The 23496-nt window shown below is 70.6% G+C and carries 23 protein-coding genes; 14 read left to right on the forward strand and 9 right to left on the reverse strand.

Features of this window, described 5'->3' with window-relative positions; genetic code table 11:
• Positions 1 to 95 precede the first annotated feature (95 nt).
• Positions 96 to 599 (forward strand): STAS domain-containing protein, encoded by a 504-nt coding sequence (locus tag CVV72_RS13265; RefSeq protein WP_219152728.1) that lies wholly within the window; start codon positions 96 to 98, stop codon positions 597 to 599.
• Here the strand turns inward: CVV72_RS13265 and CVV72_RS13270 are convergent.
• The 3 genes from CVV72_RS13270 to CVV72_RS13280 form a co-directional block, all read right to left on the reverse strand.
• Positions 585 to 1808, reverse strand: coding sequence for an NAD(P)/FAD-dependent oxidoreductase (locus CVV72_RS13270; RefSeq protein ID WP_219152729.1), 1224 nt, complete (start codon positions 1806 to 1808; stop codon positions 585 to 587). The genes CVV72_RS13265 and CVV72_RS13270 overlap by 15 nt on opposite strands.
• 34 nt (positions 1809 to 1842) lie before the next feature.
• Positions 1843 to 2856: a DUF5914 domain-containing protein gene (locus CVV72_RS13275; RefSeq protein ID WP_219153939.1), complete on the reverse strand. Its 1014-nt coding sequence runs from the start codon at positions 2854 to 2856 to the stop codon at positions 1843 to 1845.
• 69 nt (positions 2857 to 2925) lie between these two features.
• Complete coding sequence (locus CVV72_RS13280) at positions 2926 to 3807, reverse strand: MerR family transcriptional regulator (RefSeq protein WP_219152730.1); 882 nt, start codon at positions 3805 to 3807, stop codon at positions 2926 to 2928.
• Positions 3808 to 4260: 453 nt separating this feature from the next.
• On the opposite strand from CVV72_RS13280, the gene CVV72_RS13285 reads away from it, so the two are divergent.
• From CVV72_RS13285 to CVV72_RS13315, 7 genes are read left to right on the forward strand one after another with little or no spacing between them, the layout of a single operon-like run.
• Complete coding sequence (locus CVV72_RS13285) at positions 4261 to 5343, forward strand: polyprenyl synthetase family protein (protein ID WP_219152731.1); 1083 nt, start codon at positions 4261 to 4263, stop codon at positions 5341 to 5343.
• Positions 5340 to 6857 (forward strand): phytoene desaturase family protein, encoded by a 1518-nt coding sequence (crtI, locus tag CVV72_RS13290; RefSeq protein ID WP_219152732.1) that lies wholly within the window; start codon positions 5340 to 5342, stop codon positions 6855 to 6857. Before CVV72_RS13285 ends, crtI begins: the two co-directional genes overlap by 4 nt.
• Positions 6854 to 7816, forward strand: coding sequence for a phytoene/squalene synthase family protein (locus tag CVV72_RS13295; RefSeq protein ID WP_219152733.1), 963 nt, complete (start codon positions 6854 to 6856; stop codon positions 7814 to 7816). Before crtI ends, CVV72_RS13295 begins: the two co-directional genes overlap by 4 nt.
• Positions 7817 to 8158 carry a lycopene cyclase domain-containing protein gene (locus CVV72_RS13300; RefSeq protein WP_219152734.1) on the forward strand — a complete coding sequence of 114 codons (342 nt, stop codon included), beginning with the start codon at positions 7817 to 7819 and terminating at the stop codon, positions 8156 to 8158. It abuts the gene before it with no gap.
• Complete coding sequence (locus CVV72_RS13305; RefSeq protein WP_219152735.1) at positions 8155 to 8475, forward strand: lycopene cyclase domain-containing protein; 321 nt, start codon at positions 8155 to 8157, stop codon at positions 8473 to 8475. The genes CVV72_RS13300 and CVV72_RS13305 overlap by 4 nt, the downstream gene beginning before the upstream one ends.
• Positions 8472 to 9203, forward strand: a complete 732-nt coding sequence (locus CVV72_RS13310) for a class I SAM-dependent methyltransferase (RefSeq protein ID WP_219152736.1) — start codon at positions 8472 to 8474, stop codon at positions 9201 to 9203. Before CVV72_RS13305 ends, CVV72_RS13310 begins: the two co-directional genes overlap by 4 nt.
• Positions 9200 to 10768: an FAD-dependent oxidoreductase gene (locus tag CVV72_RS13315; RefSeq protein WP_219152737.1), complete on the forward strand. Its 1569-nt coding sequence runs from the start codon at positions 9200 to 9202 to the stop codon at positions 10766 to 10768. The genes CVV72_RS13310 and CVV72_RS13315 overlap by 4 nt, the downstream gene beginning before the upstream one ends.
• A gap of 63 nt (positions 10769 to 10831) precedes the next feature.
• On the opposite strand, the gene CVV72_RS13320 is transcribed toward CVV72_RS13315, so the two are convergent.
• The 5 genes from CVV72_RS13320 to CVV72_RS13340 form a co-directional block, all read right to left on the reverse strand.
• Positions 10832 to 11302: an SRPBCC family protein gene (locus CVV72_RS13320; protein WP_219152738.1), complete on the reverse strand. Its 471-nt coding sequence runs from the start codon at positions 11300 to 11302 to the stop codon at positions 10832 to 10834.
• 91 nt (positions 11303 to 11393) lie between these two features.
• The gene (locus CVV72_RS13325; RefSeq protein ID WP_219152739.1) at positions 11394 to 12890 is read right to left on the reverse strand and encodes a cryptochrome/photolyase family protein; all 1497 of its coding nucleotides are present in this window, start codon (positions 12888 to 12890) and stop codon (positions 11394 to 11396) included.
• Positions 12887 to 13327, reverse strand: a complete 441-nt coding sequence (locus CVV72_RS13330) for an SRPBCC family protein (protein WP_219152740.1) — start codon at positions 13325 to 13327, stop codon at positions 12887 to 12889. Before CVV72_RS13330 ends, CVV72_RS13325 begins: the two co-directional genes overlap by 4 nt.
• A gap of 13 nt (positions 13328 to 13340) precedes the next feature.
• Complete coding sequence (locus CVV72_RS13335) at positions 13341 to 13826, reverse strand: TspO/MBR family protein (protein ID WP_219152741.1); 486 nt, start codon at positions 13824 to 13826, stop codon at positions 13341 to 13343.
• Between the two features lie 188 nt (positions 13827 to 14014).
• Positions 14015 to 14551, reverse strand: a complete 537-nt coding sequence (locus CVV72_RS13340; protein WP_219152742.1) for a hypothetical protein — start codon at positions 14549 to 14551, stop codon at positions 14015 to 14017.
• Positions 14552 to 14852: 301 nt separating this feature from the next.
• Between CVV72_RS13340 and CVV72_RS13345 the strand changes: the two genes are divergently transcribed.
• Together CVV72_RS13345 and CVV72_RS13350 are read left to right on the forward strand one after the other, a co-directional pair.
• Positions 14853 to 17690, forward strand: a complete 2838-nt coding sequence (locus tag CVV72_RS13345; protein WP_219152743.1) for an AfsR/SARP family transcriptional regulator — start codon at positions 14853 to 14855, stop codon at positions 17688 to 17690.
• A 118-nt stretch (positions 17691 to 17808) separates the two neighbouring features.
• Positions 17809 to 18120, forward strand: a complete 312-nt coding sequence (locus tag CVV72_RS13350; protein WP_219152744.1) for a hypothetical protein — start codon at positions 17809 to 17811, stop codon at positions 18118 to 18120.
• 135 nt (positions 18121 to 18255) lie between these two features.
• Here CVV72_RS13350 and CVV72_RS13355 read toward each other — a convergent pair whose 3' ends face one another.
• Positions 18256 to 18459 carry a hypothetical protein gene (locus CVV72_RS13355; protein ID WP_219152745.1) on the reverse strand — a complete coding sequence of 68 codons (204 nt, stop codon included), beginning with the start codon at positions 18457 to 18459 and terminating at the stop codon, positions 18256 to 18258.
• A 158-nt stretch (positions 18460 to 18617) separates the two neighbouring features.
• On the opposite strand from CVV72_RS13355, the gene CVV72_RS13360 reads away from it, so the two are divergent.
• From CVV72_RS13360 to CVV72_RS13375, 4 genes are all read left to right on the forward strand, one after another.
• Positions 18618 to 21341, forward strand: a complete 2724-nt coding sequence (locus CVV72_RS13360) for an AAA family ATPase (RefSeq protein WP_219152746.1) — start codon at positions 18618 to 18620, stop codon at positions 21339 to 21341.
• 107 nt (positions 21342 to 21448) lie between these two features.
• On the forward strand, positions 21449 to 21817 hold the full coding sequence (locus CVV72_RS13365) for a YciI family protein (RefSeq protein WP_219152747.1): 369 nt from the start codon (positions 21449 to 21451) through the stop codon (positions 21815 to 21817).
• A 248-nt stretch (positions 21818 to 22065) separates the two neighbouring features.
• Positions 22066 to 22743 carry a sensor histidine kinase gene (locus tag CVV72_RS13370; protein ID WP_219152748.1) on the forward strand — a complete coding sequence of 226 codons (678 nt, stop codon included), beginning with the start codon at positions 22066 to 22068 and terminating at the stop codon, positions 22741 to 22743.
• Positions 22744 to 22746: 3 nt separating this feature from the next.
• Positions 22747 to 23397 (forward strand): response regulator transcription factor, encoded by a 651-nt coding sequence (locus CVV72_RS13375; protein ID WP_219152749.1) that lies wholly within the window; start codon positions 22747 to 22749, stop codon positions 23395 to 23397.
• Positions 23398 to 23496: the final 99 nt, after the last annotated feature.

Raw genomic sequence — 23496 nt, forward strand, 5'->3', positions numbered from 1 at the left:
CCTGGCCACAAACCGATTCAAGACCGATTCACGGCGACGGAATTCCTTGTCCCGCAGACTGCGGGGGCGGCTCCGGCGACGTACGGTGAGAGCACGTGAGGTTCAACTCGCAGCTTCGCGTGTTCGGTGACCTTGCCGGCCTCGCACCGTCCGGCCGAAGACCGGGTGCGTCCGGCGACGTGCTGCTGCGGGCACTCGAAGTGCGCGTCATATCGCTTCCCGAGGAGACCTCCATGTCATCACCGCACCGAAAAACACCTGCCCCCATACTGGGGCACGAGCACGCCACCGGTCTGCTGATCCTCACCGTGACCGGCGAACTCGCCGCCACCACGGCCCCGCTCCTCCGCCGACATCTGGCCGGGAACCTCCCCGATCACACGGTGATCGACCTGTCCCGGGTGACCTTCCTCGGCGTGGCGGGGCTTCAGGTGCTGGAGGCCGCCGCCCTGGCCGGTCACGAGCGCCGTCGGCTGGCGTTGGTCACTTCGTCGCCGACGGACCTCAGGATCTTGCGGCTCTTCGGGCTCGACGTGCGGGCGACGGTGTATCCGCGACTGTCGGACGCGATCCGGGCAATCTCCTCACAGGTCTCGTAGCACCGCGCGGGCGGCCCGGCCGCCGGAGGCCAGCGCGCCCTGCAGCGAACTGGTGTCACGGTGATCGCCGCACACGTAAAGCCGTTCGCCGAACCGGATCTCGCCACGGACGTCGTGCGGCGGCGACATGGCCGGCAGCGCGTGGGGAATCTCGTAGCGCTCGACCAACGGCCAGCGCGAGGTGTCCACACGGTACATCCGGCTCAGTTCCCGCCGCACCTCCGATTCCCCGAGCGGCGTGAGCGCCGAGGCGCTGACGAGGGCCGCGCCTTCCGGGGCGTATGCCGGGCAGACCTCGCTCAGGACCGAGGTGTTGAGGATCGGGCCGCCGCGGGCGTCGACCACGATGACCGGCTCTCGCAGCGGTGTGCGTGGTGGCGCGAAATACCAAGTCGTGACACCGTTCCACCGCGGTTCGGGAACGCCGTCGACCAGGCTCGCGGCGGTCGTGCCGTCCGTGGCGACGATGACCGCGCGTGCGGCCCAGACGTCCCCGCCGGAGGTGCGTACCTCCCCGTTCCCGACGCGTTCGACGCGTGTTCCGGTCCGCACCGCGGAAACGGGCAGCGACCGGGCGAGTTGCCGGGGCAGTTCCCCCATGCCCAGCGACGGCAACGACGGCGCGGATCGCAGGAAGCTGCGCCAGACGAGCCGGAAGAACCGTGAGGAGGTATTCAACCCCGCCTCCAGGAAGACCCCGGACAGGAACGGGCGGAACACGGTTTCCACCGCGCGGTCCGACAATCCCGCGGCACGCAGTTCGTCGGCGGTCGTGCCGTCGCGACCCCGGACGATCGACCGCGCCGGACCACCCGCCGCCCGCGCGGTGAAGGCACCGAGCGCGGCGAGGTCCTTCGCCGACAAATAGCGCCTTGCCGCGACGTCCCGCAGCGCCTTGGGTGTGTCGAGCGGGCTTCCGAGGAGGCTGAGCCGGTCGTCGTCGGCCACCCGGACCGCGCGCCAGAACTTGCCCAGCCGCAGCGCGTCGACGTCCACCAAGCGCTGGATCGCGGGGTACGCGGGATTGAGGATCTGGAAACCGCGGTCCAGCCGGAAGCCGTCGACGACGTCGGTCCGCACGCGGCCACCGACCTCGTCCCCGGCCTCCAGGACGGTGCAGACGACACCGGCGCGGTGAAGGTGCAGCGCGGCGGAGAGACCGGCGAGTCCGGCACCGATCACCACGACGTCGGTTTCGTGCACAGCCATCGGAACGCTCCTCGGTGTCACATGCGACGCGAGCTCAGACGTGTCCCGCTCGCAAGGCGTAGCGTCGTTCCGCGTAGGCGAGATCGTCCTGCCACAGGCGCGCGGACGCCCGGCGCATCAAAGGCCGCAGTGCCGGGGCGATCCGGGCGGCCTTCGCGAACCCCGGGCGTTCGGAGGTCGCGATCGTCGCCTCGATCACGGCGGTGCGCGGACGGCCGTCCGGACCTGGTCCGAGCGGGGTGGCATGCGTCTCCACCACGCTTCCGGCGCCCTCGCCTTCGACGATGGTCATCAGCACGGTCCGGGGCTCGGGACAGGTGAATTCGGCGATCACCGGCACCCCCAGCTTCCCGGCGAGCCGGAAGGTCACTTCGACCACGAACTTGTCGTCCGCGTCGGAGACCTCGTTTCCTTGCGGCGCCGAGACAACTCGCAACCGCGTGAACGAATACGGGTGGAACCAGGCGCCGTGCCAGGGATCGAGCCGGTTCGCGACGACGTCCATCGGCTCACAGATCCCGGTCAGCGTCGCTACCGCGTCGACCGTCGTATCACCTTGCGGACGGGACGGCACGACAGGCCGATCCGTCGGAGCCTCGCCGCCGAAGCGATCGAGACGGACCCAGGCGAGGACTCCGTCGTCATAGGACGGCAAGGGCGTCCAGCCCGGCCGGTCGGCCCCGACCCGCAGCCCGTGCCATCGGCAGACCAGCTCTCCACAATGGACACGCGCCTGCTCCAGCGGAGCGCCGAGATGAGGACACGCGCCGGGCCCGATGGTCAAGGCACCGTCCTGGCCACGCCAGGCGACCAGTTCCCTGCCACCCGCCCGGAGGCCGAGTGGCCTGTCCTCACGGATTTCCCGGCTCGCCGCGACGACGAACCAGTTGCCAGCCACCCGGGCGTCGGCGCGTTTGACCGCGGCGTCGATCAGCGCGGGGCTGCATTCGCGATACGTCGGCTCCTGCCGCGCCCAGGCCGGTTCCCGGAAGGGCTGGACCGGCCAGTTCGCCGGCCACCGCTCGAGCACCTGCCGCCTGAGATCCACCACAGACTCTCCTGTCCCGCGATATCCGACGGAACCATCCTGTGGCACTTGGAGCGATCTCGCAACGGTTCAAGACTTCAGCCGCTCGGCGACGACCTCCAGCGCGCCGGCGAGATCGTTGACCCACGGGGTGCCGTGCACATCGAGCCCTTCCCAGCCGGGCCCCGCGACGACGACCTCGAAGCCGTGCTGCTGGAGACGACGGCAGAGCAGGTCGTCGACGGTGGTGACGGACATCGACCACAGCACGGTCAGCACCGGCTCCAGCTTCGAAGCCATGCCGACGATGGTCTCAGGGGGCACCATTTGACCGAGGTAGAGCGCGGGGATACCGATCTCGATCAGCGAAGCGCGAAGGATCTCGACCGGCAGGCTGTGCCGTTCGTCCGGACAGCAGGAGATGAGCACGCCGCGCTCCGCGGGCGCCGCGGCGAAGCGGGCGACGTAACGCTGCAGCGCCAGGGAAACCTCGGTGGTGAGCGCCCATTCGGATTCGAAGCAGACGTCGCCCCGCTGCCAGCGGCCACCGAGGTTCCGCAGGATCGGCAGCAGCACGTCGGTCCACGCGGCCGCCGCGCCGATCGAGTCCAGCGTTTCGTCCAGCAACGCCGCGATGGACGCGAATTCCAGCTCCTCCGCGGCCTGTTCCAATTCGTCCACGCGGCGGTCGGCCGGGACGTCGGGGAGCGCGTCGGCGGCGCCTGAGAACGCGGCCGCGGCGGCCTCGCGGGCACGGATACCGCGATCGATCAGCCGCTGCATGTGCTGAAGCCTGCGGACGTCGACGTCGGAGTACCGGCGATGACGCCGCTCGGACCGCAGTGAGGGCCCCACTCCGTAACGCGTGGCCCAAGTACGGAGCGTGACCGGGGAGATGCCCAGCATTTCGGCGACCTTGCCGGGCGTCCACGAACCCGTGGGCCGAAGGCCGTTCTCCTCGTCGACTTCCATTCAGTACCACGTTTCCACACCCAGGGAGCCGTCGTCGCCACGTGACGACGGACGGTCCTCGCACAGCGGCATCCGTGCCCGAGCCTACGTGCTCACCCTCAGTGACGCTCGAACACGGCAGGTATGGAGCCGTTACGAAAAAGGACGCTCGGCGGCGCCGGGACCGGCCTGGAGGGGCCGATCCGCCCGGGCACCGCCGAGCGTCCGAAACCCGGTCCAAGGGGGACACCGGGTTCCCGGAGGTGGCGGGGTCCCGGCCACCGGCGCGAGGCAGTCGTCTTCGATTCGGGAGCGATCCGCGGTTTGATCCCGGGACTTCCGGGCACCCCGGACTTTGTTGCCTGGCAGGCGATACCGCCGAGTTGCGGGGGTGTCACCCGATCCAGTAGACAGGGTACACCCGTTGCGAAACGGTTGCGAATCGAATTTTCGAACGGCGGAGGGAACGGTCGGATGGCGTCGATCATGGCGGAAGAGGCGCCCGCCGCCTGGCTGGAAGCCTTGAGCGGGCGTTGCCTCACCGAGGCGTACGGTTTCGTCTCGGCACGGGCCGCCGAATATTTCGCCGGCCACCGTGAGGGTGAGCTCGCGGAGACCGCCATTCCGCAGTTCGTCGCGGGAGGGAAGTTCCTTCGCCCGAAGTTCGCCTACGTGGGGTGGCGATGCGGCGGGCCGGAATCGGACGCGGCCTTGCGCGCCGCGGCGAGTTTGGAACTGCTCCACTGTTTCGCGCTGGCTCAGGACGACGTCATGGACGGCTCACCACTGCGCCGCGGCCGCCCCGCGCTGCACGTCCGGTTCGCGCGGTGGCACGCCGAACAGGGGTGGAGCGGCTCCGCCGACCGCTTCGGCGAATCCGCGGCGACCCTGTTCGGTGACCTCTTCCTGGTCTGGTCGGAGCGGATGCTCCGGGAATCCGGCCTCGACCCGGCGGCGCTGGCCCGCGGCTGGCCGCGCTATGACCTGATGCGCGCGGAACTGGCCGTCGGGCAGCTCGCGGATCTCGTGAACGACGCCAGGACGCTCCCGAGCTGGGAGACACTGCTCGACGTCCTGCGCCGGAAGTCCGGCAACTACACCGTCCGCAGGCCACTCGAGTTCGGCGCGGCGCTGGCAGGATGCGGCCCGGACGTCCTGGCCGCCCTCGCCGAGTACGGCGGCCTGGTCGGTGAGGCGTTCCAATTCCGGGACGATCTGCTCGGCGTCTTCGGCGATCCGGCGGTCACCGGCAAACCGGCGGGCCAGGACCTCCGCGATCGCAAGGCTTCCAGTGTGGTGGTGCTCGCCGCCGAGATGGCCGACCGGCGGCAGCGAGCGGACCTCGACGGCCTGCTCGCGCTACCGGCGGTGGACGACGAAGCCGTGGCCCGATGGTGCGCGCTGATCACGGCGACCGGGGCGCGGGAACGCCTCGGCGAGCTCATCCGGGAACGGGCCGAGAAGGCCCAGGCCGCGATCGATCCGGCCGTGTTCCCCCGGCATGCCGCGGATTCTCTGGCCGTACTGGCCACGAAATGCACGGAGCGCGACCAGTGAAGACGGTGCCAGGGCCCACGAACCGGGTCGTCGTCGTGGGAGCGGGGCTGTCGGGACTGGCGGCGGCCCTGCACCTGGCGGGCCGAGGACGCTCGGTCACCGTTCTCGAACGCGATGCCGGCCCGGGCGGACTCGCGGGACGCGTCGAGCGGAAGGGCTATCTGCTCGACACCGGGCCGACGGTGCTCACCATGCCTTCGATCCTTCGGGACACCTTCGGCGCCGTGGGGGCCGAGCTGAGCGAGGAACTACCGCTGACCCGTCTCGACCCGGCGTATGTGGCGCGTTTCGCCGACGGCAGCACGCTGCCCGTGCACACGGACGCCGCGGCGATGACGGACGCGGTACGCGACTTCGCGGGCCCGGCGGAGGCCGCGGGCTACGTGCGGCTCCGCGAATGGCTGACTCGCCTGTACCGCACCGAATTCTCCCGGTTCATCGACTCGAACATCGACTCACCGCTGGGCATGCTCCGCCCGGAGCTGGCCCGGCTGGTGGCGCTCGGTGGTTTCCGGCGGCTGGATCCCAGGATCGGCTCGTTCCTGTCGGACGAGCGGCTGAAGCGGGTGTTCACCTTCCAGGCCCTCTACGCGGGCGAGTCACCGATGCGGGCGCTGGCGCTCTACGCGGTGATTTCCTATATGGACACCGTCGGTGGCGTGTATTTCCCGCCCGGCGGTGTGGCGGCGCTCCCGCGGGCACTCGCCCGGGTCGCCGCGGAGAACGGGGTCGCCTTTCACTACGGCGACCCCGTGAACGCGCTCGAACGGAACGGTGACCGGGTCCGCGCCGTCCGCACCGCCGGTGGCGAACGCCACGCGTGTGACGCCGTCGTGCTGACGACCGAACCGCCCGAGAGCTATCGGCTTCTCGGCCGGAAGCCGAAGCGGCCCGTCCCGCTGCGGCCCGCGCCGTCCGCGCTGATCGTGCACACCGGAGGCCCCGGTGACCATCCGGGAATCGGCCACCACACGATTTCGTTCGGGCAGGGCTGGAATTCGACCTTCGACGAACTCATCACCGCCGGACGCCGCATGAGCGATCCGTCCCTGCTGATCACCCGGCCCACCGCGACCGATCCGGGACTCGCCCCACCCGGCCGTCAGCTCTTCTCGATCCTCGCGCCGGTGCCCAATCTCGACCGTGGCCCGGCGGACTGGACCGCCGAAGCCGGTCCCTACGCCGAGGAGATCCTTTCCGTGGCCCGTGAACGTCTGCTGCCGGATTTCGAACCCGAGTTCACCGAGGTGATCGGTCCCGCCGAGTGGGCGGACCGCGGCCTGGTGGCCGGGACGCCCTTCAGTTACGCGCATTCGTTCAGCCAAACCGGCCCGTTCCGCCCCCGGAACCTGCCGCGCGGTACCGAAAACGTCGTCCTCGCCGGAGGCGGGACGGTACCCGGCGTCGGGGTCCCGACCGTGCTGATCTCCGGCAGGCTCGCCGCCGACCGGATCACCGGGACGCCGACGAGCGGCGCGCGCGTGCTCGACCTCGCCGCGGAGGCGAACCGATGACCAGGCGCGAACTCGACGCCGCCGGTATCCGCGATCCGCGCCTGCGCGCCGCCTACACCTGGTGCCGCGGCCTCAACGCCCGGCACGGGCGCACGTACTTCCTGGCGACCCGCATGCTGACCGCGCCGCAACGGCCCGCGGTCCACGCGCTCTACGGTTTCGCCCGGTGGCTGGACGACATCGTCGACGAACCGGATCCCGATGCCACGCCTCGGTCACTGGCCGCGAGGCTGTCCGAAGTGGAGGGCCGGTTCCTCGCCGATCTGGCTTCGGGCACCAGCGAGGATCCCTTGCTGAGAGCCGTGATCGACACGGCGGCCAGGTACGAGCTCGAAGAACGCCTCTTCCGCGCCTTCTTCAAGTCGATGCGGATGGACCTGAGCATCACGGACTACTCCACGAGAGACGATCTCGACGTCTATGTGCACGGCTCGGCCGAGGTGATCGGCTTGCAGGTGCTGCCCATCCTCGGCGCGGTGACCCCTCGCGAGGAGGCCGCGCCGCGGGCGGCCGCGCTGGGCAAGGCGTTCCAGCTGACCAACTTCCTCCGCGACGTCGCCGAGGATTTCGCGCGAGGACGGGTCTACCTGCCCGCGGACGAGCTCAAGGCCCACGACGTCGACCGCGAACGGCTGGCCTGGTGCGCGGAGCACGGCCGGGCCGACGCACCGGTACGGGCCGCGATCAGGGACCAGATCGCCGTCACCCGCCGGATCTACGCCGAGGCACGGCCGGGAATCGCGATGCTGCATCCGGTTTCGCGCCCCTGTGTCGCCACCGCCGCGACCCTCTACGGGGAGATCCTCGACCGGATCGAGGACGCTGGCCACGACGTGTTCGCCGGCCGCGCGAAGGTGACCCGCCGCCGCCGGCTCGGGGTCGCCTGTGGCGCGCTGACCCGTTCCCTGTGGGCACGCAGGCGGCATCCGGCGCCCGCTCCCCCCGCGGCGGTGAGCTGAGTGGGCAAGTTCGAATACCTGATCGTCCTGGCGGCCTGTGTCCTGGTGACACTGCCGCTCGAACTGGCCGGTGCCCGCGTCTACCGGCAACCGAAACGGCTCGCCCGCGCCCTGCTCCCGGTGGCGCTGGTCTTCCTCGTCTGGGACGCGCTGGCGATCGCCACCGGGGTCTGGGGCTACGCACCGGAATTCATGACCGGCGTCCACGCCCCGTTCGCCATCCCGCTGGAGGAGATCCTGTTCTTCGTCGTCATCCCGATCTGCGGCCTGCTCACCTACGAGATGGTCCAGCTTTCGCTCACCGTGGCCCGGCGCCGCGGCGAACGGGCGGTCCGCCGATGATCCCCTGGGGCTACACCGTTCCGGCCGTCATCGCGGTGGCCGTGGTCGTCCTCGCCGAGACCTTCGTGCTGAAGACCGGACTGTTCCGGAAACCCGCTTACTGGCTCACGATGGCCATCGTCTTCGGCTTCCAGATCCCGGTCGACGGCTGGCTGACGAAGTTGTCCGCGCCGATCGTCCTCTACGCGCCCGAGCACGTCACCGGCTGGCGCTTTCCCTGGGACATCCCGATCGAAGACTTCCTGTTCGGCTACGCGCTGGTGACCGCCGTGCTGCTGCTGTGGGAACGGTCCCGGCCACACGAGGAGGCGCGATGAACGCCCTGGCGCGAGACGGCCTGCCGCGCGGCGCCGTGCCGTCGGCCTTCGACACCGAAGCCCGCTTCTACGACCGCCTGGTGGGCGCGAATCCCGGTTATCACCGGCATCTGCTGCTGTCCGCCCAGCGGCTCGACCTGCCGTTCGACGGAAACCGCCTGCGGCTGCTCGACGCGGGCTGCGGCACCGGTGCGTCCACCGCCGCGCTCGTCTCGATGGCGCCCGGAGCGCGGATCACGGCGTTCGACGCTTCCCGCGAAATGCTGGCGCGAGCCCGGAGCAAGACCTGGCCGGAAGGGGTCGAGTTCGTCCACACGCCGGTGGAGGAGCTGGCAGGGGTGGAGGGCCCGTTCGACGCCATCCTGGCGGCCTATCTGCTGCGGAACGTTGCCGACCCCACGGGCCAGTTGCGCCGCCTTCGCGGCCTGCTGCGACCGGGCGGCCGGATAGCCGTACACGAGTACTCGGTCCGGGACTCCCGGCGAGCCCGCTGGGTCTGGAACGCGGTGTGCGCGGCCGTGATCATCCCTCTCGGGAAGGTCACCACCGGCGACGCGACGCTCTACCGCCACCTTCGCCGCAGCGTCGTCGAGTTCGACGGAATCAGCTCTCTCACCCGGCGCCTCATCGACGCCGGCTTCACCGACGTCCACACCGCCACCGTCCCCGGCTGGCAACGCGACATCGTGCACACCGTCGTCGGCACCGCTCCCCGGGAGACTTCGTGACCTCACCCCTGGACCGCCGCCTGGTCACTCATCCGGGTCGGCGAGGCCTCGCCGACGCCGGCCTGCTCGGCGCGCGTCCCACGGTGGCCGTCGTGGGCGGTGGCATCGCCGGGCTCACCGCGGCGACGGGACTGGCCGAACGCGGCGTCACCGTCACCGTCTTCGAACGGGAAGACCACCTCGGAGGGAGAGTCGGCGGCTGGCGGGAACAACTGCCGGACGGCACACCGGTGACGATGAGCCGGGGCTTCCACGCCTTCTTCCGTCAGTACTACAACCTCCGCACCTTGCTGGCGCGCACGGACCCGTACCTGGATCGGCTGACCCCGCTCTCCGACTATCCGCTGCTGGACGCTCACGGCCGCATCGACACCTTCGCCGGGCTCCCTCGCACACCGATCTGGAACGCGGTGGTCTTCGCCTTGCGAAGCCCGACTTTCACCCCCAGGGACCTTCTTCGGCTCAGCGGGCGCGATGCCTTGCCACTCGCCGCGGTCAGCGTGCCCGAGACCTATCACCGGCTCGACCGCACCGACGCCTCGGCCTTCCTCGAAGCGATCAACTTCCCCGCCGCCGCACGACATCTCGCGTTCGAGGTGTTCTCGCGCAGCTTCTTCGCCGACCCGCACGACCTGTCCGCCGCGGAACTGGCGACCATGTTCCACCTCTACTTCCTCGGTTCCAGCGAAGGACTCGTCTTCGACGTGCCGACCGAGCCGTTCCCGCAGGCACTCTGGGATCCGCTCGCGAGCTACCTGGCCGGCCGCCGGGTCGAAATCCGCACCGGTACGGGGGTGACCGCCCTCGGCCGGACACCGGACGGTTTCGAAGTCGAAACCGGTGGCCGCACGGAGGGTTTCGACGGAGTCGTGCTCGCCTGCGACGTCGCCGGGCTCCGCGACCTCGTCACCGCTTCCCCGGGCATCGCGACCGAGGCCTGGCGGCGCGCGATCGGTGAACTGCGGACCGCCCCGCCCTTCCTCGTCCGGCGGCTCTGGCTCGACCGCCCGGTCGACGCCCGGCGTCCGCCTTTCCTCGGCACCGGCAGCGTCCCGCCGCTGGACAACATCAGCCTTCTCGACCGGTACGAAGGCGAAGCGCGGCGCTGGGCCACACGTACCGGTGGGTCCGTCGTCGAACTGCACGCCTACGCGGCCGCCACCGCGGATCACAGCGCCTTGGAGAAGGCCCTCGAACAACGGCTCCACGAGATCTACCCGGAAACCCGGGACGCGCGGGTGCTCGGCGAGAGCACGCTGTGGCGCGAGGATTGCCCGCTGTTCGGTGTCGGCGACTTCGCCCGGCGGCCGGCCGTGCGAACCCCCGACCCGCTCCTCGCGCTCGCGGGCGACGGCATCCGGATCGACCTGCCGGTCGCTCTCATGGAACGCGCGGCCGCCACCGGCTGGGCCGCGGCCAACACCCTCCTCGGGCACTGGGGTCTCGCCGGGCACGCGCTTCGCTCGGTCCCCAACCGCGGACGGATCGGCTTGCTGAATCGGCTGGCCGCCTCGAAATATCTCGCCGAGGACCGGCGACGGCGGGTCGGGGGCGCGACAAGCTGAACGGCCGGCGCGAATGTGGGATCGGCTCCCACCCCAAGCGCACCGGCCGTCCGCCGCGTTCGCCTAGCCGTGCTGGGCGGGGCGCTCGACGTCGCCACGCCACGCCCCGGTCTCGGTGCCGTCCCGGTTCTCCAGGAAGGTCTTGAAGCGGTCGAGGTCACCCTGCACGCGGCGATCCAGCACGCCGAGCTTGTCGGCGACGTTCTCGACGAAACCCTCGGGGTCGATGTCCATCTGGACCGTGACGCGGCTGTGCTTGTCGTCGATCCGGTGCACGGTCACGACGCCCGCGTGGTTCGGGCCCGTGTCGGACTGCCACGCCACCCGCTCGTCGGGATGCTGTTCGGTGATGGTGGCGTCGAACTCCCTCGACACACCGGCGATGGTGACCGTCCAATGTGTATGGGTGTCGTCGCGCTGTTCAACGCGGTCCACGCCCTCCATGAACCGCGGGAACTCGGCGAACTGGGTCCACTGGTTGTACACAGTGGTCACGTCGGCTTCTACGTCGACGGTCTTGGTGATCGTGCCCATGGCGAAGCGTCAGCTCCTTCACGTGGTCGGTTGGTGTTGCTCGGCGGTTACCCGGCGCCTCGCGACCACAAACCGATCCGCCTCCGATTCGTCAGAAGCCCCGGCGGTCGCTCTCCTGCGCCACCACGGCACTCAGGTCGGACAGCCGCTTCACTCCGTTGAGCGGCTGCCGCATCCGCGGGTTTCCTTCCAGGCGTTTCGCGTTGCGGTCGAGAAAAGCCCAATACCCGGCGGTGAACGGGCAGGCCGACGCGCCGACGCGTTTCTTCGGGTCGAACACGCATCCGCCGCAGTGGTCGCTCATCCGGTTGATGTACGCGCCGCCCGCCGCGTAAGGCTTGGTCGCGACGATGCCGCCGTCGGCGTACTGGCTCATCCCGATGACGTTCGCGGGCATCACCCAGGGGAAACCGTCGACGAAGGCGGTGGCGAACCAGTCCGTCAGCTCCGCCGGATCGTAGGCGCGCTGCAGAGCGTGATTGCCCAGCACCATGAGCCGTTCGATGTGGTGGGCATACCCCCGGTCACGGACGCCTGTCAGCGCGGACCGCAGGCAGGCGGCCTCGACCGCGTCGGCGTCCAGCTCCCGCCACCATGACGGCGGCTTTTCGTGCGCCCGGAGCACGTTGCGGTCCGAGTAAGCCGGCCCGAGATGCCAGTAGAGATGCCACACCCATTCCCGCCAGCCGAGGACTTGGCGGACGAAGCCTTCGACGCTCGCCAATGGTGCCGTCCCGTCCCGGTAGCGTTCTTCTGCTTTCCGGACGACGTCGAGCGGGTCGAGCAGGCCGTGATTGAGCGGTACCGAGAGCAGGGCGTGCGACATCGCCCAGTCCGCGTGGAGCATGGCGTCCTGATGCGGCCCGAACGTGGCCAGCCGGTGATCGAGAAAGCGGCGCAGGGCACGGACGGCCTCGGCGTGGCCGACCGCGAACCGGCGTGGGCCGTCGACGCCGACCGGGTGAATCGCCCCCTCGCCTTCCGCGCGATCGAGGTCGGCCCTGACCTCCTGATCGATCGCGTTTTCCTTCGGGTGCCACGGCGCGGGCACCGGCAGCGTCGACCGGCCGGGGGGCGGGCGGCGGTTGTCGTGGTCGTAGTTCCACTTTCCGCCTGCCGGCTCACCGTCCGGCTCGAGCAGGATTCCGAAGCGGCGCCGCTGGTCGCGGTAGAAGTCTTCCATCAGGTAGCGGCGACGGCCCGAGATCCAGGTCGAGAAGTCCTGTTTGGACAGAACGAAGCCCGGCGTCGGCAGGATGTCCGCCACGATGCCCTGTTCGCGGAGTCGCCTGACGAGCGCGTCGGCGGCGTGTGAGCCGGGTTCGTGCACCACCACCGGCTTGCCGAAGCGGCGCAGGCCGTCGGTGTAGGTCGGCGCGTCGACGATCCTGGCCCTGCCGCCCAGATCCGCGACCAGCCGCCGCATCCCGGCTTCGACCAGGTGCAGTTTCTGCCGGTGGAACCGGCGGCGCCCGAAGGCCGCGGCCGAGCGGATCAGCAGCACCTCGCGGTCACGATGCTCCGGTGTGCTGTGGAAATGCGGTCCGAGCTGGTCGCCGAACAACCACAGGGCGGGCGGGGAGCTCATCCGGGGCCGAGCTGTTCCAGCCGGGCGGCGAGTTCGGGGGCGACCTCGTCGCCCAGGCGCTCGAACTCGCGCTTGAGGAACGGGGAGGCGAGTTTCGCCAGGCCGTGGAAGACGATCGTGGCCTGATAGCGCACGGTGGTCGCCGCGGGACCCGAGTGCAGGGTGAAGTCGTCGGTGGAGGTCGCGGTGCGGTTCTGCCCCACCAAGGTGATCCGGCCGGGGTCCAGCCTGGTGAGCCGATACGTCAGCTCGGTCCGCTTGCCACGGAACTCCGAGACGTTGCGCCACCGCGTGCCGACGTCGATCTCGCCGTCGTCGACACGGACACAGGACACGGTGCCGGGATCCCACTCGACCGCGTGCGCGAAATCGGCGAGGTACGCGGCGACGAGTGGTGCGGGCGTGGCGACGGTGAGACTGCGTTCGACGTGGATCATGGGATCTCCCGGCTCAATTCAGGACCAGGATCGCGGCGTTGAGCGCCGTCGCGAACAACGTCCAGGCCAGGTAGGGCACCTGCAGCGCGGCCGCGAGCGGGGATTTCCGGCGGAACACCAGCACGGTCACGACGATCACCACATCCAGGGCGATGATGTCGGCCAGTGCGGCGGTGTACGCGCCGGCGGCGAAGAACAACGGGGTCCACGCCGCGTTGAGCAGCAACCCGGCCGCGTACCAGCCCAGACCGCGACGGTCGCCGCGTGCCCGCCAGTACAACCAGCCCGACACGGCGATCATGAGGTACAGAACCGTCCACACCGGACCGAACAGCCACGAGGGCGGCGCCCACGCCGGCAGGACGAGCCCGCTGTACACCGTTTTCGCCTGTGTCGCGGCCAGCGCACCGGTCACGGCGACCGCCGCGACCACGGCGAGGAAGCCGGCGAGTGCCACCGGCGCCGGAATACGGCGTGGCCTGAGTCCCGCTGTCGTCACCGCTGCTCTCCGATCTGGTGGCCCTGGGGTTTCCGGGCACCAAGTTTCGTTGCACAATCGATTCAATGGTATCCCTTGGCTGTGCGCCCTCGCATCTCCGCGGGCGGCGACGTCATCCACGGCCGGTCCCGCACGGCGGATACGTGCGGGACCGGCCGACGGCGACGTTCACCCGACTCGGGACTGCCTCAGCACGGTTGTACGTTGGCCACGAAACTGAAGGTGGTCAGCGCGACACCCGTTCTGGTGCCCGCTTCCGAACTGTTGGTGTCTCCGACGAAGGACCAGCCGCTGACGAAGCTGTCCGTGACCTGGCCCGCGAACGCGTCGACCGCGTGGTCGGTGTCGCGGTAGCGGATTTCCTCGTAACCGCCCCGGCTGACGCTCAGGACGCAGTGGCCCGCCGGCGCCACGTAGATCAGGAAGTCGGGCGATGTCCCCCGCGCGCGGGTGAAGTCCGGCGTCGTTTCGATCGCGTCCATGAAGATCCTGACCCCCAACCGGTTCGACCCGATGCCCACCAGCGTCGCGCTGGCGAAGACGTCCGGACCATGACCGTTGAATTCGGCGTCTCCCCCGACCCGCGGTGGGATGAAGCGGTTATCCACCGGAACCCGCTTGGCAGCGATCACCACCGACGCGAACGTGCCGGCTCCTCCCTCCCCGGCCGGTCCTGGCGCCGCGATGGCCGACGGCGCCATGGACAACCCCAGCATGGCCGTCATCGCACCGATACCGAGCACTGACTTTCGCATGTCGTTCTCTCCCTCATCAGTAGTTCCAGAGTCCGGTCCGGGGCCGGTTGCCGAGCGGGGAACTCGACCGCTCTCGTCCCGAACTCCCCGGTTCACGGCCTTTTCCTGCTCGGGATTCACCGTGGCAGTAGCCATCGACAGGCTGTCGACACCCGGTCGACGGTCCTTGGCCGGAGGGTGACCGGACCGGTCCGATCGGACGACCCGACGTATCTGGACCTCGCACCGCGGCTCATGTCTCGATGAGTCGAGGTGGAGGTGATCTGTCACCGTGGACGAGGTCGAGGGGGCACCGCCACGCGGTGCGTGGACCGTCGGGGTGCTCGGCCCGCTCGAAGTGGCCGTGAACGGTCACGTCTTCGAGGACCTGGGCGGTCCGCGGTTACGTATCGTCCTCGCGCTGCTGGCCGCCGACGCCGGCCGGGCGGTGAGCGTGGCGGCCTTGGTGGAGGGCCTGTGGCGGGCACAAGCCCCGCCGGACGCCGCCCGCACGGCGCGCACCTATGTCTCCCGGCTCCGCGGGACGTTGCGCCGGACCCACAGCGGGGCGGACGACTTGATCGTGACACGGCCTCCCGGGTATGCGCTGCGCGTGGGGCCGGACATGCTGGACTCGGCGCGGTTCGAGCGGCTGGCCGCGGCCGGCAGGCGAGCCCTCGACGCCGGGCACGCGGATACCGCTGCCGACCGGTTGGCCGCGGCACTGGCGCTGTGGCGTGGGGATGCCTACGGCGAGTTCACCGGTATCGCGGCTCTGCATGCCGAAGGGGAGCGACTGGAACGGCTCCGGCTGACCACCGTGCAGGACCGGATCGAAGCGGATCTGGCGACCGGGTCGGGCGAGATGCTGATCGCGGAACTGGAAGGGCTGCTCGCCCGCCATCCGGAGTACGAACGACTGTGGGGCCAGCTGATGACGGCCCTGTACCGGGCCGGGCGCCAGGCCGACGCGCTGCGCGCGTATCAGCGGGCCCGTGAGGTGCTCGTCGAAGGTTCCGGGCTGGACCCCTCTGCCGGGCTGGCCGGGATCCATCGGCAGATCCTGGCTCAGGACTCCCGGCTGTTCCACCCCCGCACAGCAGAGCCAGTGCACGCACCCGAGACCCGTCCCGCGCAGTTGCCGCCCGCCGTGCGCGCCTTCACCGGCCGCAGCGGCGCCCTGGCCGAACTGGACGCGATCCTGCCGGGCAAGACCGCGCCGGTGGTGATCGTCGTGGTGTCCGGCACCGCCGGAGTGGGCAAAAGCGCCTTGGCCGTGCACTGGGCCCATCGAGTGGCCGCACGGTTCCCCGACGGGCAGCTGTATGTGAACCTGCGCGGGTTCGACACCGCCGGGTCACCGCTCGACCCCGCCGACGCGTTGCGGAGGTTCCTCACCGCTCTCGGCGTGCCTGAGGTACGTCTGCCGGTGGACCGCGACGCGCTGACCGGCCTGTACCGCAGTGTGCTGACCGGCAAACAGGTGTTGCTGGTCTTGGACAACGCGGGGGACGTCGAGCAGATCCGCCCGCTGCTGCCCGGCTCCCCGGGCTGCCTGGTCCTGGTGACCAGCCGCCACCGGTTCACTTCCCTGCTCGCCGTCGAAGGGGCTCACGCGCTGGATGTCGGCCTCCTGCCCCGGAACGAGGCGCGAGACCTGCTGGCCCGCCGTCTCGGCCAGGAGCGAGTGGAGCGCGAACCCCTCGCCGTCACCGCGATCATCGACGGATGCGCGCGCTTGCCGCTGGCACTGGCCATTGTCGCCGCCCGGGCCACCAGCCGCCCCGGCTTACGGCTCGCCTCGCTGGTGAACCAGCTCCGCGACATGACGAGCGCGCTGGACACTCTCCGCGGCGGCGACCCGGCCACCGACATCCGGGCCGTGTTCTCCTGGTCCTATCGCGCGTTGAGCCCTTCGGCCACCCGGATGTTCCGGCTGCTGAGCCGGCACCCCGGTTCCGACATCGGGACAGCGGCCGCCGCCAGCCTCGCCGGCAGCCCGCTCCGGCAAGCCCTGGAGCAGCTGGCCGAGCTGACCGGAGCGAACCTCCTCACCGAACACGCTCCCGGCCGGTACAGCTTCCACGACCTTCTCCGCACCTACGCGGGCGAGCGGGCCGACGACTCAGCCGCCGAAGACCCGCCGCACAGAGTGCTTCACCGGCTGCTCGATCACTACGTGCACACGGCGCACGCCGCCTCCTTGCGGCTCCACCCGCACCGCGCTCGCCCGTTCACCCTGACCACGCCCGAAAGCGGAACCACCGTTGAGCAACCCGCTGACCTCGAACAGGCTCTGGCGTGGTTCACCGTCGAGCACCCCGCACTGCTGGCCGCCATCGACCTGGCCGTCGGCATCGGGGCCGACGCGTCCGGCTCCCGGTTGGCCTGGTCCCTCTCGACGTTCCTCGAACGGCAAGGGCACTGGCACGAGCTGGCCGCCATCCAGCGCACCGCCATCGCCGCCGCCGGCCGACTCGGCGATCGACGCGCTCAAGCCCACGCCCACAACGACTTGGCGGGCGCCGAAATCCGGTTGGGCCTGTACGACGACGCCCACTCCACTCTTCGGTACGCCCTCGCTCTGTTCGATCAGCTCGGCGACCAGGTCGGACGGGCCCATACCCACCTGGACCTCGCCTGGATGTTCGAAAGGCAGAGCCGCCACACCGACGCGCTCGGCCACGCCACGCGAGCACTCGACCTGTTCACGACCGCGGGCCACCACGACGGGCGAGCCAGAGCTCTCAACCAGGTCGGCTGGTGCCACTCCCAGCTCGACAACCACCGGCAAGCCCTCTCTCACTGCCGGCAAGCCCTGGCCCTGCACCGAAAACTCGGTGACCAGGCGGGCGAGGCGCATACCTGGGACAGCCTCGGCCACGCTCACCTCCATCTCGGTGCCACACGGCAAGCCACCACCTGTTACCAGCACGCCCTCCGGCTGTTTCGCCAACTCGGAGATCTCTACAACCAAGCGGGCACACTCACCCACCTCGGCGACACCCACCACGCCGCCGACGACACCGACGCAGCCCGCACCACCTGGAACCACGCCATCACGATCCTCGGCGACCTCGACCACCCTGATGCCGACAGAGTTCCACGCTCGTCCCGCAGCTTGACCTGAACCATCCGTCCGAAGTGGACCGTCCGGCCCCGGACAGGGAATCCGAACGGCGGCCGCGCGTCCCGGTCACTCCGGTCAGCGGTGCACCAGGCGGCGGAGTCCGCGTAGCGTCGTGGCCATGCCTGAGGGACAGAAGCCCGCTCCGAGCTTCTGGGGCCCGATGGGCCGTGTGGCCGGGTTCCTGTTCGGGGCCGGCCTGACAGTCCTGGCCGTGTTGACCATGACAGGCGACATCGCCTTCGTGAACGGCGCGGGTGAGCCCACCACCGGCATCTTCACCCGCATACTGCTCGGGCTGGTCTACGGCGTCTTGGGGCTGGCGAGCGCGGGTGTCGCGATCGCCGGATTCCGCGAAGGGTCGCACAGCAGCAACGGACACGCCGACCGCGACAGTGACTCCGACGGGGACGGCGACGCCGACTTCGACTGAAAGGGCGGCGGCACAGCGGGAATCCCCACGGCTTCATGCGGCCGACCGCTCTACCCGCGAGCACGGGCGGCTCGCGCGACAGGATCTCCGGAGTCGGAGTCCACAATGGATTTTCCTGTGCCGGCTTGGGATCGCCTACGCCGCCTTCGCGCTACCCCGTACTTCGAACGAGGGCGCGCGGTCGACCGCCAGCACCTGAACGGCCGCGGGTCGCGCCTGGCGCGCCGGACGGGAGCCGGCCGGAACCGACAGGCGCGGTCTCGCGACCGGGACGGTCACTTCGACACGTTCCATGATCAGGGCGAACGCCATGATCACCATCGGGGTCACCAGCACCATCCACATGGATCTTGAGGTACCCGGCGGCGTCGGGTTTCAACCCTTGCCGATTTTCCGGCCGGAGTCGCGCTCTTCGCGGCGACGGGCATCGAGCAGGGCCTGTCCGCCTGGAGCCGGGAAGGCGTCGCGGCGATCAGGTCGCCCTTTAGGGTGACCGAATGTCGCTGAGGGGAAGGGACGCCGAGCTGGCGCGGGTTCACCGCCTGCTCGCGGACGCGCGTGCCGCGAGCAGCGGCGTGCTGGCGCTGCGGGGTGCGGCGGGCATCGGGAAATCGGTTCTTCTCGACCACGCTGTGTCGATCGCCGAAGCCGAGGGCGTGCGGGTGGTCCGCGGGGCGGGGGTCGAGTCCGACTCCGAGCTCGCGTATGGCGGTCTGCATCAACTCCTGTTCCCGCACTTGGATCGGCTGGACGCCCTGCCCACTCCCCAGGCGACGGCATTGCGGTGTGCGTTCGGCCTGGCCGAGGGAGACGACGCCAACCGGTTCCTGATCTCCGCGGGCACCCTGTCGTTGCTCGCCGCGCTGGCCGAGGACGCCCCTCTGCTGTGCGTGGTCGACGACCTGCAATGGCTCGACCAGGGTTCCGTGGAGGCGCTGTTGTTCGCGGCCCGCCGCTTCGTGGCCGACCCGATCGCGATGCTGTTCGCGGTGCGCGAGACGTCGGCGCCGGTCGAACTCGCGGGCGTCGAGGCCGTGGATCTGTCCGGCCTCGCCGCGCCCGACGCCACCCGGCTGCTGGACGACCACGCTCCGGAACTCGCCGAACCGGTGCGGGCGAGGGTCCTCGCGGAGTCCGGCGGCAATCCACTGGCGATCATCGAACTCGGGTCGTCGCGGCTCGCGGCACGCGACGCCGACGAGTCCGACCCGGCCGAGCAGGTCGGCCCGCTGCCGGTGACCCGCCGCGTGCAGGAGGCGTTCCGCCGCCAGATCGTCGAGCTTCCCGAACCCACCCAGCGCGCGCTGCTGGCGGCGGCGGCGGACACGGCGGCGCCGCTCGCGACGATCCTGCACGTGGTCGAAGCCCTCGGCGGCGCGCCCGGCGACCTGGCGCCCGCCGAACGCGACCGGCTGCTCCGGATCGACGGCCGGATCACGTTCCGCCACCCCCTGGTACGGGCAGCCGCCTACCAGGACGCGCCGCTGCACCGGCGGATCGAGGTACATCGCGCGTACGCCGAAGCGCTGCGCGCGGACGCCGATGCCGACCGGCGGGCCTGGCACCTCGCCGCCGCCACCACCAAACCCGACGAGGCGGTGGCGGCGGAACTCGAAGGCGTGGCGGAGCGGGCCTGGCACCGAGGCGGCGCGATGGCGGTGTGCGCGGCCTACGAACGCGCCGGCCGGCTCAGCGCCGACCGGGAGCTGAAGGCCCGGCGTATCGGCCGCGCCAGCCAGGCCGCGTTCGACGCGGGCAAGGCCGACCGCGCCGCCCGGCTGGCGGCCGAAGCGCTCGCGCTCACCACCGACATCGGCGTCCGGGCCGACGCCATCTACACCCGTGGCGCCGTGGAGTACGAACGCACCTCGCCACGGGCCGACGCGGAGCTGACGCTCGAGGCCGCCGCGCTGGTGCGCGACATCGACCCCGAGCGCGCCGCGCTCACGCTCTACGAAGCCGCGCACGCCGCCCGGCACGGAGCGGCGCACGACCTCCTGCGGCGTGCGGCGGATCTGATGCGCGGGTTCGGCCCGCCGGAACACTGGGCACCCGTCGTCGACGCCCTGCTCGGGTGGGCGGAGCTCTTCGCCGGTCGCCCGGAGCGGGCCGTCGGACCGATGCGCGCTCTCTACACCGCCTCACCCGGCGGCGGGAACGATCTGATGCAGCGCATCACGGCCGCGATCGGCGGGCTCATGCTCGCCGACGACGACGGCGTCCTCACCGGGACCGAGGACATGCTGGCCGAGGCACGGGCCACCGGAACGCTGGGGTGGGTCCCGTACATCCTGAACGTGCTCGCCGTGGCGCGGCTGTTCCGCGGCGAGTTCGCGGACGCCCGCGCGTGCGTGGCGGAAGGCGCGGCCGTGAGCGCCGAACTCGGCAACACGACCGAGCACCTGGCCCACCGTTCGGTGGAGGTGTGGTTGCACGCCGTGTCGGGCGACGAGTCACGCTGCCGAGCCCTCGCCGAGGAGGTGCTCCAGCGAGCCCGGACCCGGCACCGGGTCAACGCCGAGATCGCGGACTGGGGTCTCGGCATGCTCGACCTGTCCGCCCGGCGGTTCGGCGAAGCACTCGACCGGCTCGAAAGGGTGTCCCGGGGACCTGCGAGCCGCGACCTCCTGGTCCGGGCGGTGCCGGATCTGGTGGAGGCCGCCGTGCGCGGCGGCGAGCCGGATCGCGCCCACGGGCCCTTGGCGGAGTTCCGGCACTGGGCCGAGCACGTCGACCGCCCGGTCGCCACCGGGCTCGTCCTGCGTTGCCGGGCCTTGCTGGCCGACGACGGCGACGCCGACGCGCTGTACGCCGGAGCGCTGCGGCTCCAGGAGCGGGACGGCGGCCCCTACGAGCGTGCCCGTACGCAGCTGGTCTACGGCGAGTGGCTGCGCCGCCGGCGCCGCCGTACCGAGGCCCGCGCCCATCTCGCGGCGGCGGCGTCCGCGTTCGAGGACCTGGGCGCGGCGCTCTGGGCCGAGCGTGCCCGCGGCGAGCTGGCCGCCTTCGGCGAGCGGGGCGACGAGCCTCGGCGCGGCGGCCCGCTCACCCTGCTGACCCCGCAGGAGTTGCAGGTCGTACGGCTGGCCGCCACCGGCCACACCAACAAGGAGATCGCCGCACAGCTCTTCCTCAGCCCGCGGACCGTCGGTCACCACCTCTACAAGGCCTATCCGAAGCTCGGCGTCACCGCGCGCGCCGAGCTGGCCGGCTTCGTCTGACGGCAGGCGGCGGTCACCGGTTTCCCGGACACCAGTCACGATGACTGATTCGCCGGTGGTGGGCCTCTCCTAGCGTTTCCGGCATCGCCAACGACGAGGAGACGACCATGACGAAGTACTTCCTGAGCCTCCCGCACGACTCCGCCGAGGAGCCGACGATGGAGAACATGGACCCCGCGGAGCTGCAGGAGATCATCGCCGAGGTCGGCGCGTTCAACACCGCCCTCGAGGAGGCGGGCGCGTTCGTGACCGCCGGCGGCCTGCAGCCCCCGTCGACCGCGACCACGGTCGACTACTCCGGGGACACCCCCGTGCTCACGCCGGGCCCGTTCGTCGAGGCCGAGGAGTACCTCGGCGGCTTCTGGATCATCGAAGCCGAAAACGACGACGTCGCGATCGAATGGACCAAACAGGCCTCGCGGGCGCTGCGCAGCAAGGTCGAGGTCCGCGCCCTCCAGGAGGAACCCCCCGCCTGAGCGGGCCGACCACACCGGGGCCGGTCATCGCGGGGATGGCCGGCCCCTGTTCGCGCGGTTTTCGTATCGGCCCCAAACCGTTACCCGGGCCGGCGGCAGGCGGGGAAACGCCGGGACGGCCTTTCGCGACTAGTACTGCGAGTGACCAGAACGCTACGCGCTAGGGGCTGACGGTTGCGTCACCTTGCCGAGAGCTGGTTCCCCCGGATGCCAAGGGACCCAGGTCATGCCGCCGGACGGGGGAGAAAATGCGCCGGACCTTCGTCGTCACCGACGTCGTTCATCCTTCCGGATACGAAAACCGGCTCAAGACGGTGCTCAACGATCTCCACGACGGCCTCGGGCCGACACTCGCCGTGGCGGTGCTCGGGCTGCGCGCGGCCCGCGAACTGCTCGTCCGCGACCGGGCCGGGGCCGAGCGGCTCCTGGCCCGGCTCGAGGAGGAACTCCACGGCGCCATCACCGAATTGCGCCGCATCGTGACCGACGCCCGACCGCCCGCGCTCGACGAAACGTGCCTCGTCACGGCCGTACGCCGGTATGCCGGGATGCTCGCCGACCGGGTGCCCGCCGAGCACGGCCCGCTGGGGGTGACGGTCGAGGTCCGCGGTGAGCTGCCGCCGCTGTCGGCCGAGGTGGAGGTCACCGCGTACCGGATCATCCGCGAGGCGCTCGTGAACATCGCCCGCCATTCCGGTGCCCGGCAGTGCGCGGTGCGCCTCTGGCCGCTGGACGGCGATCTGCGCGTGGAGATCGTCGACGACGGCGTCGGCGCGGGCGGCGAGGCGCTGCCCGTGGTCGGCGGGACCGGACTGCGTTCGATGCGGGAACGCGCCGTCGACCTCGGCGGCGGCTGCGTGATCGAGCCGGCGCCCTCGGGCGGCACCCGGATCGCCGCCTGGCTGCCGCTCGCCACCAAGGAGTGAGCGATGTTCCCGCCCCTCCGTGTCCTCGTGGTGGACGACCATCCCGCCTTCCGGACGGCCATCTGCGCGATGCTCGACGGTACCGACGGCATCGAGGTCGTCGGCCAGGCTCCCGACGGTCTCACCGCGGTCGCGGAAGCAGGCAGAGCGGAGCCCGACGTCGTCCTGATGGATCTGAACCTCCCGGACCTCGACGGCGTCGAGGCGACCCGCCGGATCGTCGGCGCCTGCCCGCACACCGGTGTGCTCATGCTGACCATGTTCGAGAACGAAGCCGCGGTGTTCGCCGCCATGCGCGCGGGTGCGCGCGGCTACCTGCTCAAAGGGGCGCGCAACGAGCAGGTCGTCCGCGCGGTACGGGTGATCGGCGACGGCGAGGCGATCTTCAGCCCGGCCATCGCGAACCGGGTGCTTTCGCTGCTGGGCACGGAGACCCCGCGCGACGAGTCCTTTCCACGGCTGACCGCGCGCGAACGGGAGATCATGGGGCTCATCGCGCAGGGCATGGGGAACGCCTCCATCGCCGACCGGCTGGTGCTCAGCCCGAAAACGGTGCGAAACCACGTGTCCCACATCTTCCGCAAGCTGCACGTCACCGACCGGGCCCAGGCCATCGCCAAGGTCAGGAAGACAGGCGTTGCCCGATCGGAGTAGCAAAACGGGACATATCGGGACTCCGGATCCCTGTTCGCGGAACCCGGTCCGCACGATCCTTGAGAAGGACGAAACGCCGTTGCGGGGAGGGGTTCACCG

This window comes from Amycolatopsis sp. TNS106 (genome assembly GCF_019330265.1).
In the GTDB taxonomy this organism is placed as follows: domain Bacteria; phylum Actinomycetota; class Actinomycetes; order Mycobacteriales; family Pseudonocardiaceae; genus Amycolatopsis; species Amycolatopsis lurida.